A 14044-nucleotide genomic window follows, 5' to 3' on the forward strand; every position below is an offset into this window, starting at 1 on the left:
GGTATGACGACCTCGTGATGGCCCTGCCGCTTTTCTTCCGGAAGGAGGGCGACGAAGGCGGCGTCGAGATTGGCGGCTCCGGTGCGGGACAGCAATTCGGCGGGCGTTCCAGTTGCAAGCACGCGGCCGGCATCCATCGCGACGAGCCAGTCGAAGCGCTCGGCTTCTTCCATGTAGGCGGTCGCGACGATCACGCTCATTCCCGGACGCTCGCCCCGGATGTCGTCGATCAGTTCCCAGAATTGCCGGCGTGACAGCGGATCGACGCCCGTGGTCGGTTCGTCGAGAATGAGGAGGTCGGGATCGTGGATCAACGCGCAGCAGAGACCGACCTTCTGTTTCATGCCGCCCGAGAGCTTTCCGGCCGGACGATCCGGGAAAGGTGCAAGCCCCGTCCGCTCCAGCAGGTCGCTGATGCGGCGCTGCCTTTCTTCCTGGTCCTGGCCGAACAGGCGCCCGAAGAAATCGATGTTCTCAAACACCGACAGTGTGGGATAGAGGTTCTTGCCGAGACCCTGCGGCATGTAGGCAATCTGCGGGCAGGTGCGGTTGCGGTGCCTCACGTCGGCAATGTCGCCGCCGAGCACTTCGATCCGGCCGCCCTGAACCGTGCGGGCTCCGGCGACGAGGCTAAGCAGGCTGGACTTGCCGACACCGTCCGGGCCGATGAGCCCAACCATGATGCCCGACGGGATATCGAGGCTCACATTGTCGAGGGCCCTGATTTTTCCATAGGACAGGCCGACATTTGCCAGCTTCGCGACCGGCGCAGTCTGCGTTTGGTCCTCCGTCTCTCGCGGCGTTTCCCCGGTCATTGAACGAGCGCTTTCGTGAGCTGTTCAGGCCATTCTGCCTTGGGGTCTATCCGGACATAGGCCATACCCGGAAGACCGGTCTTGGCCTGCTGAATGTGTTCGCGAAGCAACTCCGGCGGGATCTTCGCCTTGATCCGGAACATCAGTTTCTGTCGCTCCTCCTCGGTCTCCACTGTCTTGGGCGTGAACTGGGCGACATCGGCCACGAAACTCACGCTCGCCGGGACGACAAATTGCGGCGCTGCGTCGAGTACGAGACGAACATCGGAACCGATTGCGACACGTCCAGCCTGAGCCGTCGGGAGAAAAAATGTCATGTAAACGTCGGAGAGGTCGACGAGATTGAGTACCCGCCCACCGGAGGCCAGGACCTCGCCGGGCTCCGCGACGCGATATTGCACACGCCCGTCGCGTGGCGATCTGAGGGTGCTGTCATCGATATCGGCAACAATACTTTCAATCGCCGCATCTGCGGCAATGACGGCAGCCTCTGCATCGACGATCTGGGCCTTCGCAGCGCCGATCGCCGCATCGGAAGCGGAAAGAGAAGCCCGGGCTGCAGCAGTAGCCGCCCGTGCCCCCTGTGCCGTCGCCCGGTCGTCGTCGAACGTTTGCTGGGAGGTCACGTTGGTCTTGATCAGTTGCTCCGTTCGAGCGAGCTTTCGTTCTGCGGCATCCTGTTCAGCCGCGCGTTGAGCGATCACCGCAGCTGCAGATTCTTTTTCAGCCTCGCGCTGGGCGAGGAGGCTTTTCGCCGTATCCACACTGATCACGGCGCGTTGACGGGAGGCTTCGGCTTGCCGCCGTTGTGCCTCCAATTGCTGGGTGTCCATGCGCGCCAGCACCTGTCCGGCGGTGACGAGACTCCCTTCGTCGACGAGGATCTCCTTGATCCGCCCGGCCGTCTTGGCGGAGACGTCGATTTCGGTTGCCTCGATGCGGCCGTTGCCGCCGACGATCCCGGCCGGCAGGCCCGTACCGTCATACATCCGCCAGCCATAGTAACCGCCAGCGAGAACCGCGACGCCGAGAACGGTCAGTATCCAATTTTTAGCGGACTTCACGACTGCATCCACCCAGCTTTTCTGTCACTGAGGGAAAGTCCGTCGGACTCTTTTGTTGTTGGGCTTGAATGTTGGGAATGAGTATTCGCCATAAAAACCTACCTTATCTTGATTGACGTGTGTCGCGGCCGATCGAGGTTCATGACCGGCCTCTGCCTTGTGCCTGGTGTTTAACGTGTCCCTACCGAAGGCGCTGCACGCAGGGCACAGAGCAGCAATCGATCGCTATGTACCTGGGGTCATCCGACGGGCGAAAGATTGGCCATGCCCTGTTTGGACGTATGCCTTCCTTCACTTATCCAACCCGTCATAAACTCGCGGATGTTGCTGCCGCGACCAGCAAGCATCTCGGCAGGCTGATCGATTGTCGACAGTTTGCGAAGGTAGGTCGCTTGCTCTGGGACGAGGCGCAATGTCGCCTTGAGGCTTCCTCGATATCGTCCAGAATAAAAACCGGCTAAAGACGATGATAATGATTTCATCAAATAGAATGAAATCATGCCGACGTCGTGTGTCGACCTATTCTGTAGCCTTCTCGCCTTGCCGGTTTTCATCGCCCCTCACTTCATTGTTGGTTACATGAAATCCCCCAACAAGCATGCGCATCGAAACGGACACGTTGCATTTTGTTATATCATCACCTGTTGACCGCCTTGTCAACAGGTGATGATTTCGTTGCTGTCGTTTGATAATACTCCGTCTGGTGAAGGCGACTCGTTCACCCTGAGTGCGTTCGGGTTCGCTACGGCAGACGGTCTCGGCGTTTGCTCTCCTCGGCTTTCGAAAAGCTGGGCGCAGTAGTGAGTGGCGTGCCCTTGAAATCGCGCGGTGTCGGTAGCTCGGCATCCAATGCGTGGCAGACCGGCGATCGAACCGGTCGACAGCCTTATCGTTGCCGCCAAATGCAGCCCGACGACCTTTGCCGGATTGACGGCAACCTCAATAATTATTGCGGAATTTGCAATAATACTGAATTCGTCACCCATCCCAGGGAACTCAGTCTAGTCATCATGCGTTGACTGTTAAGCTTTGTGCAGCTAATCCTGCTACTCGGTCAATAGGAGAAATCATGCCCAACCGAGTCATAAGCCCGGATGCCAACGACACGACGCGCGAGCGCATTCTAAAAGCCGCCATCCTTCGTTTTTCGGCCCATTCCTATGACAATACGGGCCTTCGCGACATTGCGGCCGACGTTGGGGTGGACATGGCTTACGTCCACCGCTCCTTTGGATCCAAGGAGAAACTTTTCTACGAGGCGGTCAAGGAGAGCGGCAAACCCGAGCAACTCTTCGCCGATGACGATGGCTGCCTGCCCTCAATTCTGACGAAGCAGATCCTGTCAAGGAAGGCCGCCAACGAGATTCGGGTACTCGATATCGTGATACAATCGTTCGCTAGCCCGGCAGCCTCGCGCGTGCTCAACGAGTTCCTCGAAGAGGATTTCGTTACTCCACTGGTGAGCAAGCACCCGATGGTACCGAGGAGGCGGGCAGCACTGGTCGCAGCGTTTCTGGCGGGTGTTGGCATTCTTAAGGACGTGATCAAGGCCGACCCTCTTCTGAAGGGAGACGCCGCGGCGCTGGAAGAAGACGTCAGGATGGTCATCGCGGCCATCCTTGAGTTGGGCCCGAATGATCGCGACACATCTTGCGATTAAGTTCCGCGCGAACGCGCCGCTGATGACTGAAACAGTTCCGAGTGGACTTGCCGTGCCCAACCTCTCAGCGCACAGCGACGGCCACGATACCCGCATGGCGCCCGACGGATGTCACCTTCGTGTTGACCAGCGCGTCCAGAATGCCGGGATTGTTAGCGAACCCGGTCATCGTAGTCGACGCTATAGCGTCGCCTTGAACCGAACGGCTGATCTCTGCCTCAGCCCGGATGATGGATTGGCGCAGCGATGCAAAAGGAGGGGTCCTGGTGGGAGGAATGGCAGGGCTGGCTTTCGGCGCAGTCGCTGGCTGGACGCGTACCTCCGCCAAAAATGGACGCGTCTGACTCGGAATTTCCGCCGCTCTGCGGTGCTCGCGGCACCTATGTTTTTCAGAAGTGAGGCTATCGTGGCTCCCGGCAGGCTGAGGAATCGAACATTTGACGAGTTGGAGCTCGGAGACACGGCCTCTCTGGTGCGGGTCGCGGGCGTGGACAAAGGCGAGATCGACCCGCCAATGGCAACGGGCGAAGGCGATGCGTCACCGGATACGGCTGCCGAGGCGATGCACGTCTTCAATAGCGTCGTCACGAATGGTGCATGGACGGGCACGCTGATTTCCGAAGTGTTGGGTTCGCAACTGCCCGGGCCCGGGACAACCTATCTCGGACAGGAGTTCCGCTTCCTCAAGCCGGTCCTGTCTGGCGACACGATCACAGCGACGGTTCGCGTCACCAGGAAACTGCCGGCAAACCGGGTTGTGATCCTCGACACGACATGCTCGAACCAGAAGGGCGAAGAGGTCCTCTCAGGGACTGCGACGGTGATTGCGCCTGCCCATTCCATAGAGTGGCCAACGCCGCAACCGTCCGGTCACGCAACGGCACGCAGCGATCGATACGACGCCTTTGTGCGGCAGGCCCGCGAACTGCCGATGGTACGCGCGGCGATCGTGCATCCATGCTCGACCGAGGCAATACTCGCTGCCGTCGAAGTCCGCGAAAGAGGATTGTTCGAGCCGCTCCTTGTCGGCCCCGAGGCCAAGATCCGGGCGGCGGCGGCAGTCGCGAAAACCGACCTCGACGGGATCGCGATCGAGCACGCGCCGCATAGCCATGCCGCGGCGGCGCGTGCGGTGGAACTTGCCGTTTCCGGCAGGGTGGCGGTCCTTGTCAAAGGCAGCCTGCATACAGACGAATTGCTTGGCGCCATCGTCGCGCCGGGATCCGGGTTGAGAACCGAGCGCCGCATCAGCCATGTGTTCGCGCTGGACGTGCCCGCCTACAGCAAGCCGTTGATCGTTACCGATGCGGCGATCAATATCCAGCCGACGCTCGATCAGAAGCGAGACATTTGCCAGAACGCAGTCGATCTGCTGCGGGCACTTGGCGTCGAAAAGCCGCGCGTTGCTGTGCTCGCCGCAGTCGAGACGGTGAATCTAAAGATGCAGGCGACCCTCGATGCGGCCGCCCTGACCGTAATGGCGGCGCGGAGTCAGATTACTGGCGCGTACGTCGACGGGCCGCTCGCATTCGACAATGCGATCAGTATCGATGCGGCGCGGACCAAAGGGATCGTCTCCGAGGTCGCCGGCAAAGCCGACATCCTCCTGGTCCCCGACCTTGAAGCAGGCAACATGCTCGCCAAACAACTCATCTATTTTGCCGGAGCAACGGCAGCCGGGATCGTGCTCGGGGCACGCGTGCCGATCGTGCTGACCAGCCGCTCCGACCCGCTCGCCGCGCGGATCGCTTCGGCAGCCCTCGCAAAGTTGCTTGTGGGCCGCAGCGAGCGGCTCGCGGCGGGGACAGCAGCATGAGCGCCAAGCTGCTGATCACGTTCAACGCCGGTTCGTCGACCGTCAAGATCGGCCTGTTCTCCGTGGAAGGGCGGCATCTCGAACCTGTCGGCAAGGGCATGATCGACTTTCGAAGCACGCCGCTGCGCTTCCAATTCCTGGAAGGGTCGCAGCATGTCGATGTCGAGCTCAAGGCACAACCGGGCGAGGAACTGGACGAGGTTCTCGGCGAAGCGTTCAATCATCTGGCAGGGCACTACAGGCTCGACTGTCTGGCGGCGATCGGGCATCGCGTGGTGCATGGCGGCGACATATTCTCAGGCCCGGTGCTTGTCGATGAAGGTTCACTACGTCAGATGGAGGCCCTTGTTCCGTTAGCGCCGCTGCACCAACCGCAGGCCCTTAGACTGATCCGCGCCATCAGGCGGCTCCGGCCAGACCTTCGCCAGACCGCTTCCTTTGACACGAGCTTTCATCGCACAAATTCCGACCTGGTGCGCCGCTTCGCCCTCCCGCGAGCACTCCACGAGCGCGGGATCAAGCGCTACGGGTTTCACGGACTATCTTACGCGTTCATCGCAGGCGAGCTCGCACGCAACTGGCCACAACTGGCCGGCGGCAAGGTCGTTGCTGCCCATCTTGGTTCCGGTGCCAGCCTCTGCGCCATGCAGGACGGCGGCAGCGTCGATACCAGCATGGGCTTTTCGACCCTCGACGGCGTGCCGATGGCGACGCGATGCGGCGCGCTGGATGCCGGCGTGCTTCTCCATCTGCTGTCGCAGGAAGGGATGCCGGTGGCAGCTCTGGAGGATATGCTCTATCACCGCTCCGGACTACTCGGTGTTTCCGGCATCGGCGCCGACAGCCGCGACCTTCTGGCCAGCGAGGCGCCGCAAGCAAGGGAGGCTCTGGATCTCTTCACGCTGCGCGTCGCCGGAGAAGCTGCTCGGCTTGCCGCAACGGTGGGTGGTCTCGATGCCATGGTGTTCACCGCCGGCATCGGCGAGCATCAACCAGCGATCAGGGCCGACATCTGCAGCCGACTGATGTGGCTCGGCATCGATCTCGATCCCGCCGCGAACGCCGCCAATCAGTCGATCATAACAAGCGCCGCGAGTCGGATCCCGGTGATCATCATTGCGACGGACGAGGAGCAGGTGATCGCCACCGATGCCCTGGGCGTCCTGATGATGTGAGATATGGAGGCGGTCTCGATCTGTGCGGGAAACGTGGGCTCGTCGTCAGCGTAGCAAATGAGACGCCCATTGCGGTCGGCTGCGCGACGGCGTTCCGTGCTGTCGGCGTAGACCTCACGATCACCTATCTGGATGAAAGGGCGGCTCCGTTCACCGACAGATCCGACTGCCTGCAAGCACGCCTCGAAAAGCCGCTTTCCTATTCCGACATTTTTCCTGGCGATTTGGACTTTACGGCCGCCTCCCCACTACCGGTATCCTGAACCGGGACAGGGTCACCGGGCGAGCTCTCTCCATCTCTTTCGACCAAAGACAGATATTCATCCATGGCTTGAAACCAGTGGTCGAGTTCTTTTCCGTTCGGGCACCCTACTGCTTCCCATATTTCATGCGCGCGATTGCGAACCCAGTTCTCATCGATGTCCGACATTTGATCGTCTTCCTCAAGTGTGTGGATTGTTTCTGTGGTTGTAACGGATCGGCAGGTCAATATCCGGTCATGCGCCTCCGCTTTCTCGGCATATCTGCGTCACCGCCCACCGGTCGATTAGAAAGCGGCGCAAGCCTGCCCATTCGAGCAAGTCAACGATGTGGCAGAAGCCAAATCAAAACCCTACCAAGCTGGTGTTGGAAACGTCTTCACAGGAAATTGCCGACATCCTCATTTTGGCGGCAATTTAGATTAATCATCACTCGATGACAACAGGAATCATCGGACGATGATAACTTCTGTCGCGGAGCCCTGGCCCCCAAGTGCCCAGCGATATGAATCTTTGTCAGTGGTGATGCGCTTGGCAGCGACCAGTGGGAGCGGAACAAGGATTTCGTGCCCAGTGATAGGAAGATCACTGTTCGAGGATGTCTTCGCCCATGAGCGCGTAGATGAGCGACGATTGCGCAACATTTCGGCCTTCCACGGACGCGACTGCCGTCATTTGGCTACCCTCGGGATCCCCTCCGCGCTTTCTGATTGATTTTAGTCAACGACTGATGACAAGATCATCTATAGGGTTCATGCTGTTTTAAGGCGGACGGATATTGAGATTCGCAGAAGAGTTCGCTTTCAGTTTTTCTAGTTTCGGAGGAGTGCATGGACGGGCAGCCGGAAGAGACAGGCGGGTTGCTCGCCCTTCGGGAGCTGGCTCTCGACCTGCATTGGTCCTGGAACCACGCCTCCGACCGGCTGTGGAGGGAGCTCGATGCTGAAACATGGGAAACCACGGGCAATCCATGGGGTGTTCTCCACACCGTCTCGCGCTCCAAAACAAGGGCTCTGCTTGCTCAGTCCGATTTCAGGCAAACTATCGAAGCATTGCTGAAGGAGAAGCGGGAGGCTGCAAACGAATCGAGATGGTTCCAACAGGCACACCCAGCCTCGCCGCTGAAAACCGTAGCCTATTTCAGCCTGGAGTTCATGCTGACCGAAGCCCTGCCCATCTATTCGGGCGGGCTGGGCAACGTGGCGGGAGATCAGCTGAAAACCGCCAGCGATCTCGGCGTGCCGGTCGTCGGGGTGGGCTTGCTTTATTCACAAGGCTACTTCCGTCAATCGATAGGGCGGGACGGTAGCCAGGAAGCCCTCTACCCGGTCAACGAGCCGGATCAGCTCCCAATCCAGCCGTTGCGTTCCGCCGATGGCGAATGGTTGCGACTGCAAATCGACCTTCCCGGATGCAAGCTCTGGATCAGAACCTGGGAAGTCCAGATCGGACGGCTGAAGCTTTACCTGCTGGACATGAACGATCCCGCAAATCCCGCGACGTATCGATGCATCACGAGCGAGCTTTATGGCGGCGGCCCCGAGACGCGTCTGATGCAGGAAATGATATTGGGAATGGCCGGTTGGCAGCTCCTTCGCACACTCGGGCTCGAACCGCAGGTCTGCCATTTGAATGAAGGGCATGCGGCCTTTGCCGCTCTGGAGCGCATCCGCTGCTTCCGGGTCGATCATGACGTATCTTTTGCCGAGGCTCTGGCGGCAACACGGGTCGGCAATGTTTTCACCACTCATACCGCCGTCGCGGCCGGTTTCGACCGCTTCGCGCCTGAACTGATCACAAAATACTTCCGGTCCTATGCCGAAAATCATCTCGGCATCGCCATCGCCGATTTTCTGGCCCTCGGCAGGAAGGATCGCAACGATGACCTTGAGCCGTTCAACATGGCTTACCTGGCCATCCGTTCGAGCGGCGCGGTGAACGCCGTCAGTGCGCTCCACGGAAAGGTTAGCCGGTCGCTCTTTCAGCCTCTCTTCCCTGGTTGGCCGACCGACGACGTGCCAATCGGGCATGTGACGAACGGCATACATGTTCCGACATGGGACTCGGTTCAGTCCGACGCTCTGTGGACCGAAGCCGCAGGCAAGGATCGCTGGCGTGGCGACCTGACCGGACTGGAAACCGGCATCCTCAAGCTCGACATCCAGCAAATCTGGCGAATGCGCAATGAATCGAGGCAAAACCTTTGCGATCGGGTTCGCAGGCAATATCTGCGCCAGCGCGTGGAAGACGCGGAGATCGGCGGTGGGCTCGACGCCGCCCATGGGATTTTCGACCCGCATGCCCTGACACTCGGATTTGCGCGCCGCTTCGCAACCTACAAACGTCCTGCTCTTCTGCTGCGCGATCCCGACAGGCTGGTCCGCATCCTGACCGATGCCCGGCACCCGGTCCAGCTCGTGTTGGCCGGCAAGGCTCATCCTCAGGATGCCGAAGGCCAGGCGCTGATCAAAGCCTGGAACGAATTCGCCAGACGGCCGGAACTGAGATCCCGGCTTATCTTCGTGCGCGACTACAACATGCGCCAGGCCGAATGGCTCGTCCAAGGGGTCGATGTGTGGATCAACACGCCGCGCCGGCCCTGGGAAGCCAGCGGCACCAGCGGCATGAAAATTCTTGCCAACGGCGGGCTCAATCTGTCGGAACTCGATGGCTGGTGGGCGGAGGCCTATGAACCCGAGGTCGGATGGGCCATAGGCGACGGCGAGGAGCACGGAGACGATCCGACTGTTGACGAGGCGGAAGCGGATGCACTCTATTCGCTCCTGGAGGACGTCATCGTTCCCGAATTCTACAGCCGCAATCAGGATGGTATTCCCACTCGCTGGATTGAGCGGGTCCGCGAAAGCATGGCCAGCCTCGCGCCACGGTTTTCGACAAATCGCACCGTTCGGGAATATGCGGAGAAATTCTATCTCCCTGCCGCCGTGGCCTATGAAGCGCGCTCGGCGGAAGGCGGCAAGGTCGCGCGGGAACTGGCGCGATGGAAACAGGACCTCGACAGGCTCTGGCCGCATGTGCGCTTCGGCGCCGTAAATACGGAAGAGGCTGAAGACACCCGCCTTTTCTCCGTCGAGGTCTATCTCGGCGAACTGCCGCCGGAGATGGTCAAAGTGGAACTCTACGCCGAACCGATGGCGGGCGAAAAGGCGTTCCTCGCGGTGATGACAGGACAGGATTCGGGCCAAGGCTCTTATCGATACCGCGCCTCCATCCCCCCGAACCGGCCGGTCTCCGACTTCACGCCGCGCATCGTCCCCTATCACCCGCTGGCCCGCCTGCCTCTGGAGGACACAAGGATCGCCTGGCAGCGGTAGGGAAGGATCGGCAATTGGCGCGATACGCACGTAAGACAACGCAAATATCGAACAAGTGACACAACCACAGGAGATGTGATGATGTTCAGTTCCAAATCTTCGAAGAAGAGTGACAAATCCGGCCAGTTCATTGTTGAAGTCAGGAAGCCGAAAAAAAGGCTCGTCCGTCCAAATGATGCGTCCTCGCAAACCATCCAGCGCCAGCAAGACAGAAACGCCGCGAAGGCGGATGTGAGGGACGCATCGGTGTTCCGCTCCTGGGCGATGCCGGAAGAGGCGGAGTGATATTTAGCTGGCGAAAAAGGTTCGGCCACAGATATGCCGGCAACTACGTTGGCGTCGATATCGACTTCCATCGTGTCGTTTTAGCGCGGCCCCAGCCGTGACGGCTGCTGCCCCTTCACCAACGATAATGATCCCGCGCCTCAACTCCGACACCTGAACTGCTCGGACATCCTGAACGGCCATTCAAGGTGCTCCTCCCACTTGCAGAATTACATATCTGGTTTTATGTAAGTGTGTAATTCATATCTGCAGGTGTCAAGGAGCCGCCCGATGAAACCGATACCGCTCACAGAGAAGCTTTCTGTCATAGGGCAGCTTCAACCCGAGGAGTTCGTCGAACTCGCCCGGCGCGGCTTCAAGACGATCATCAACAATCGGCCGGATGGTGAAGAGGCTTCTCAGCCGGGGACAGCGGCAGAGGAAGCCGCGGCGAGAGCGGCAGGTCTCGACTATGTCTTCATCCCGGTGACGAGCAGCAACATGGGGCCGGAAGACGTGCGGCGCTTCGCGGAGACGATCGTCGCCTCGGACGGTCCGGTGCTTGCGCATTGCCGATCCGGGGCCCGGTCCTTCTACATGTGGGTTCTGGCCGGTGACGCCGACGTCGTGGGCCTCCGCGACGACGAACTGATTGCCGTCGCCGGCGAGATCGGCATTGCGCCCGACAACGCCCGCGACTGGCTGGCCGCGCATCGACACACCGGCAAGACGGAGGTCAAGGGCTTCTACGAGAAGCGCACCGGCAGCATTCAATATGTCGTCAACGATCCCGCGACGAAGAAATGCGTCATCATCGACCCGGTGCTCGACTATGACGAGAAGTCAGGATCGACCAGCACCGAGCAGGCAGATACGATTCTCGCCTACATTGCGGAGAAGGGCCTTACCGTCGAGTGGGTCCTCGACACCCATCCGCACGCCGACCACTTTTCCGCGGCCCGCTACCTCAAGGACAAGACCGGAGCTCCGACAGCGATCGGCGCGCACGTCGTCGATGTGCAGAAGCTCTGGAAGGCGTTCTACAACTGGCCTGACTTCCCGGCTGACGGCAGCCAATGGGATCGGCTCTTCACCGAAGGCGACACATTCAAGGTCGGCACGATCGAAGCGAGGGTGATGTTCTCGCCAGGGCACACGCTTGCTTCGGTCACCTATGTCATCGGCGACGCCGCTTTCGTCCATGACACGCTGTTCATGCCGGACTCCGGAACTGCACGCGCCGATTTCCCGGGCGGCAGCGCAAAAGTTCTCTGGAAGTCGATCCAGGACATACTCGCCCTTCCTGACGAAACCCGCGTCTTCACCGGCCACGACTATCAGCCCGGTGGGCGCGAGCCGTTGTGGGAAAGCACCATTGGCGAGGAGAAGCGCTCCAATCCGCATATCGTCGGCCAGACGGAGGAAAGCTTCGTCAAATTACGCGAGGAGCGCGACGCGACCCTGCCGATGCCCAAGCTCATCCTGCATGCGCTGCAGGTGAACATCAACGGCGGCCGGCTTCCCGAGCCGGAGGGTAACGGCAAGCGCTACCTGAAGATCCCGCTGGACGTGCTCGAGGGGGCTGTCTGGTGACGGACACCTATTTCGCTCCCCTGGGCGGCGGCGCGCTGATCGGCTTGTCGGCCAGTCTTCTCATGCTGCTCAACGGTCACATCGCCGGGATCAGCGGTATCGTCGGCGGGTTGCTTTGCCATCGCGGCCAGCGCTTGGGTCATGACATCGCCTTCGTCGCCGGCCTTCTTCTCGGTCCGCTGACCTATCTCGTCATCTTCGGAACAGCCCCACAGGTGGTCGTTGCGGCGTCCTGGCCGTTGCTGATCGTCGCTGGTCTGCTCGTCGGCTTCGGCACGCGCATGGGTTCCGGCTGCACCTCCGGACATGGCATCTCGGGACTGGCACGACTGTCTCCCCGGTCCTTCGCGGCGGTGCTGACCTTTCTGATCACCGCGATCTTGACAGTGCTCGTGATGCGGCTCGGAGGCTGGCTATGACGGCGGCCATGCGCATCCTGACGAGCCTTGCCGCCGGCCTGCTCTTCGGGCTCGGCCTTGCGATCTCCGGCCTCCTCAATCCCGCAAAGGTGAAAGCTTTCCTCGACATCACAGGTGCATGGGACCCGAGTCTGATCTTCGTTCTCGGCGCCGGCGTCGTCGTCGCCTTCATCGGCTACAGGATCGCCTCCGCGATCAACAAGCCTCTGTTCGACGATAAGCTTCAGCTGCCGACCAAGACCCGCATCGACCGCCCACTCATCATCGGTTCATCGATCTTCGGCGTCGGCTGGGGGTTGGCCGGCTTCTGCCCCGGTCCTGCAATCGCATCCCTCTCGCTTGGTCTGCTGCCCGCAGTGATCTTCGCGGTCGCCATGTTCATCGGAATGGTCACCCATGATCGATTTCTGGCCGGGAAGGTGTGAGCCATGCTTGCCAATCTCGGCCCGGCATTCGCTTCGGGCGGCCTCGTCGGCTTCTCCCTGGGTCTCGTCGGGGGTGGTGGCTCGATCCTGGCGACGCCTTTGCTGCTCTACGTGGTCGGAGTAACCCAACCGCATATTGCCATAGGAACCAGCGCGCTCGCCGTATCCGTCAACGCCTTCGCCAATCTCATCGGCCATGCGAAGAGCGGCAATGTCCGCTGGCGCTGTGCGATCATCTTCGCAGGCATCGGCACACTCGGCGCGTTCGCCGGCTCGACCCTCGGCAAACTCGTCGACGGTCAGCGGCTGCTTTTCTTGTTTGGCCTGCTGATGGTCCTCGTCGGCATCCTCATGCTGCGTCCGCGTAAGCCCGGAAGCGCTCCGGAACGTCCTGCGGATCTGCGCACCTGCCTCGTCACGGCCGCCGTCGCATTTGTCGCCGGATCGGCATCTGGCTTCTTCGGGATCGGCGGCGGTTTCTTGATCGTACCCGCGCTCATTCTGGCAACCGGCATGCCGATAATCAATGCGATCGGCTCTTCACTTTTGGCGGTCGGTAGCTTCGGGCTCGCCACGGCGCTCAACTATGCCGCTTCCGGCCTCGTCGATTGGCCCGTTGCCTTCGAGTTCATCGCAGGAGGGCTCGCCGGCGGCGTTGCTGGCATGATGCTCGCCAATCGCCTGTCGACGGGCAAGAACACGCTGAATCGTATCTTTGCGGGCCTGATCTTTGTCGTCGCGGCCTACGTGCTCTATCGCAGCGCTGGCGCCTTCATGACTTGATTCCATTTCGTACTTTCGCGGCTTCCAACGGTTTGGAGCCGCGCAGCAATATGCTTGAACACAGGAGATGACCATGATCGAAGACTGGAAAAAACTCATCGAGAATATGAATGGTGGCGTAAAGTCCCTCCGGCAGGATGCGCCCAATGTTATGAAAGCCTTCAGCGACATGTCACGGGCCGCACATAGCGGCGAAGCGCTCGACCAGACGACGAAGGAGTTGATTGCACTTGCCATTGGCGTCGCGACGCGGTGTCAGCCTTGTATAGCCTATCATGCCGAAGGTGCCGTCAAAGCCGGCGCGAGCCGTGAGCAGATCAGCGAGACCTTGGCCATGGCCGTCTATATGGGCGCGGGGCCGTCGGTCATGTACGCGGCCCAGGCGCTTGAAGCCTGCGATCAACTCGCGGGGTAGCTGTGCATCTCATTGACCTG

16 protein-coding genes are annotated in these 14044 nt (G+C 60.4%); 11 read left to right on the plus strand and 5 right to left on the minus strand.

Annotated elements, in window-relative coordinates:
- The 4 genes from KWJ32_RS24660 to KWJ32_RS24675 form a co-directional block, all read right to left on the minus strand.
- The coding region (locus KWJ32_RS24660; protein WP_256886440.1) for an ATP-binding cassette domain-containing protein at positions 1 to 815 on the minus strand (815 nt) is incomplete at its 3' end.
- On the minus strand, positions 812 to 1879 hold the full coding sequence (locus KWJ32_RS24665) for an HlyD family efflux transporter periplasmic adaptor subunit (protein ID WP_256886441.1): 1068 nt from the start codon (positions 1877 to 1879) through the stop codon (positions 812 to 814). The genes KWJ32_RS24665 and KWJ32_RS24660, both read right to left, overlap by 4 nt.
- A 239-nt stretch (positions 1880 to 2118) precedes the next feature.
- The gene (locus KWJ32_RS24670; RefSeq protein WP_256886442.1) at positions 2119 to 2433 is read right to left on the minus strand and encodes a hypothetical protein; all 315 of its coding nucleotides are present in this window, start codon (positions 2431 to 2433) and stop codon (positions 2119 to 2121) included.
- A 102-nt stretch (positions 2434 to 2535) separates the two neighbouring features.
- Positions 2536 to 2865, minus strand: a complete 330-nt coding sequence (locus KWJ32_RS24675) for a hypothetical protein (protein WP_125301470.1) — start codon at positions 2863 to 2865, stop codon at positions 2536 to 2538.
- 83 nt (positions 2866 to 2948) lie between these two features.
- On the opposite strand from KWJ32_RS24675, the gene KWJ32_RS24680 reads away from it, so the two are divergent.
- Entirely contained in the window at positions 2949 to 3539 is a 591-nt protein-coding gene (locus KWJ32_RS24680) for a TetR family transcriptional regulator (protein WP_164056798.1), read from the plus strand.
- Between the two features lie 64 nt (positions 3540 to 3603).
- Here the strand turns inward: KWJ32_RS24680 and KWJ32_RS24685 are convergent, their stop codons facing one another.
- A complete protein-coding gene (locus KWJ32_RS24685; protein WP_256886443.1) occupies positions 3604 to 3867 on the minus strand; it encodes a hypothetical protein in 264 nt (87 codons plus the stop codon).
- A 54-nt stretch (positions 3868 to 3921) separates the two neighbouring features.
- On the opposite strand from KWJ32_RS24685, the gene KWJ32_RS24690 reads away from it, so the two are divergent.
- The 10 genes from KWJ32_RS24690 to KWJ32_RS24735 all read left to right on the plus strand — a co-directional run bounded on the left by KWJ32_RS24690 (position 3922) and on the right by KWJ32_RS24735 (position 14024).
- Positions 3922 to 5355 (plus strand): bifunctional enoyl-CoA hydratase/phosphate acetyltransferase, encoded by a 1434-nt coding sequence (locus KWJ32_RS24690; RefSeq protein WP_164056797.1) that lies wholly within the window; start codon positions 3922 to 3924, stop codon positions 5353 to 5355.
- Complete coding sequence (locus KWJ32_RS24695; RefSeq protein WP_164056796.1) at positions 5352 to 6530, plus strand: acetate/propionate family kinase; 1179 nt, start codon at positions 5352 to 5354, stop codon at positions 6528 to 6530. Before KWJ32_RS24690 ends, KWJ32_RS24695 begins: the two co-directional genes overlap by 4 nt.
- Complete coding sequence (locus KWJ32_RS24700) at positions 6527 to 6793, plus strand: hypothetical protein (RefSeq protein ID WP_256886444.1); 267 nt, start codon at positions 6527 to 6529, stop codon at positions 6791 to 6793. The genes KWJ32_RS24695 and KWJ32_RS24700 overlap by 4 nt, the downstream gene beginning before the upstream one ends.
- 827 nt (positions 6794 to 7620) lie before the next feature.
- Positions 7621 to 10125: an alpha-glucan family phosphorylase gene (glgP, locus tag KWJ32_RS24705; RefSeq protein WP_256886445.1), complete on the plus strand. Its 2505-nt coding sequence runs from the start codon at positions 7621 to 7623 to the stop codon at positions 10123 to 10125.
- 78 nt (positions 10126 to 10203) lie between these two features.
- Entirely contained in the window at positions 10204 to 10410 is a 207-nt protein-coding gene (locus tag KWJ32_RS24710) for a hypothetical protein (protein WP_097141131.1), read from the plus strand.
- A gap of 270 nt (positions 10411 to 10680) precedes the next feature.
- Positions 10681 to 11982: a bifunctional sulfur transferase/dioxygenase Blh gene (blh, locus tag KWJ32_RS24715; protein ID WP_097141132.1), complete on the plus strand. Its 1302-nt coding sequence runs from the start codon at positions 10681 to 10683 to the stop codon at positions 11980 to 11982.
- A complete protein-coding gene (locus KWJ32_RS24720; protein ID WP_235824447.1) occupies positions 11976 to 12401 on the plus strand; it encodes a YeeE/YedE family protein in 426 nt (141 codons plus the stop codon). The genes blh and KWJ32_RS24720 overlap by 7 nt, the downstream gene beginning before the upstream one ends.
- Complete coding sequence (locus KWJ32_RS24725) at positions 12398 to 12826, plus strand: YeeE/YedE family protein (protein WP_097141133.1); 429 nt, start codon at positions 12398 to 12400, stop codon at positions 12824 to 12826. The genes KWJ32_RS24720 and KWJ32_RS24725 overlap by 4 nt, the downstream gene beginning before the upstream one ends.
- A gap of 3 nt (positions 12827 to 12829) precedes the next feature.
- The gene (locus KWJ32_RS24730) at positions 12830 to 13609 is read left to right on the plus strand and encodes a sulfite exporter TauE/SafE family protein (protein ID WP_097141134.1); all 780 of its coding nucleotides are present in this window, start codon (positions 12830 to 12832) and stop codon (positions 13607 to 13609) included.
- 73 nt (positions 13610 to 13682) lie between these two features.
- Positions 13683 to 14024: a carboxymuconolactone decarboxylase family protein gene (locus KWJ32_RS24735; protein ID WP_097141338.1), complete on the plus strand. Its 342-nt coding sequence runs from the start codon at positions 13683 to 13685 to the stop codon at positions 14022 to 14024.
- The last annotated feature ends 20 nt before the right edge of the window (positions 14025 to 14044 follow it).

This window comes from Ochrobactrum sp. BTU2 (assembly GCF_024539785.1).
GTDB classification, from domain to species: Bacteria; Pseudomonadota; Alphaproteobacteria; order Rhizobiales; family Rhizobiaceae; genus Brucella; species Brucella anthropi.

Bases quoted from the DNA above. Each gene is read 5' to 3' on its own strand.
- KWJ32_RS24670 (WP_256886442.1), bottom strand. From the start codon at position 2,433: ATGAAAACCGGCAAGGCGAGAAGGCTACAGAATAGGTCGACACACGAC.
- KWJ32_RS24675 (WP_125301470.1), bottom strand. From the start codon at position 2,865: ATGGGTGACGAATTCAGTATTATTGCAAATTCCGCAATAATTATTGAG.
- KWJ32_RS24680 (WP_164056798.1), top strand. From the start codon at position 2,949: ATGCCCAACCGAGTCATAAGCCCGGATGCCAACGACACGACGCGCGAG.
- KWJ32_RS24690 (WP_164056797.1), top strand. From the start codon at position 3,922: ATGTTTTTCAGAAGTGAGGCTATCGTGGCTCCCGGCAGGCTGAGGAAT.
- KWJ32_RS24695 (WP_164056796.1), top strand. From the start codon at position 5,352: ATGAGCGCCAAGCTGCTGATCACGTTCAACGCCGGTTCGTCGACCGTC.
- glgP (WP_256886445.1), top strand. From the start codon at position 7,621: ATGGACGGGCAGCCGGAAGAGACAGGCGGGTTGCTCGCCCTTCGGGAG.
- KWJ32_RS24710 (WP_097141131.1), top strand. From the start codon at position 10,204: ATGATGTTCAGTTCCAAATCTTCGAAGAAGAGTGACAAATCCGGCCAG.
- blh (WP_097141132.1), top strand. From the start codon at position 10,681: ATGAAACCGATACCGCTCACAGAGAAGCTTTCTGTCATAGGGCAGCTT.
- KWJ32_RS24725 (WP_097141133.1), top strand. From the start codon at position 12,398: ATGACGGCGGCCATGCGCATCCTGACGAGCCTTGCCGCCGGCCTGCTC.
- KWJ32_RS24730 (WP_097141134.1), top strand. From the start codon at position 12,830: ATGCTTGCCAATCTCGGCCCGGCATTCGCTTCGGGCGGCCTCGTCGGC.
- KWJ32_RS24735 (WP_097141338.1), top strand. From the start codon at position 13,683: ATGATCGAAGACTGGAAAAAACTCATCGAGAATATGAATGGTGGCGTA.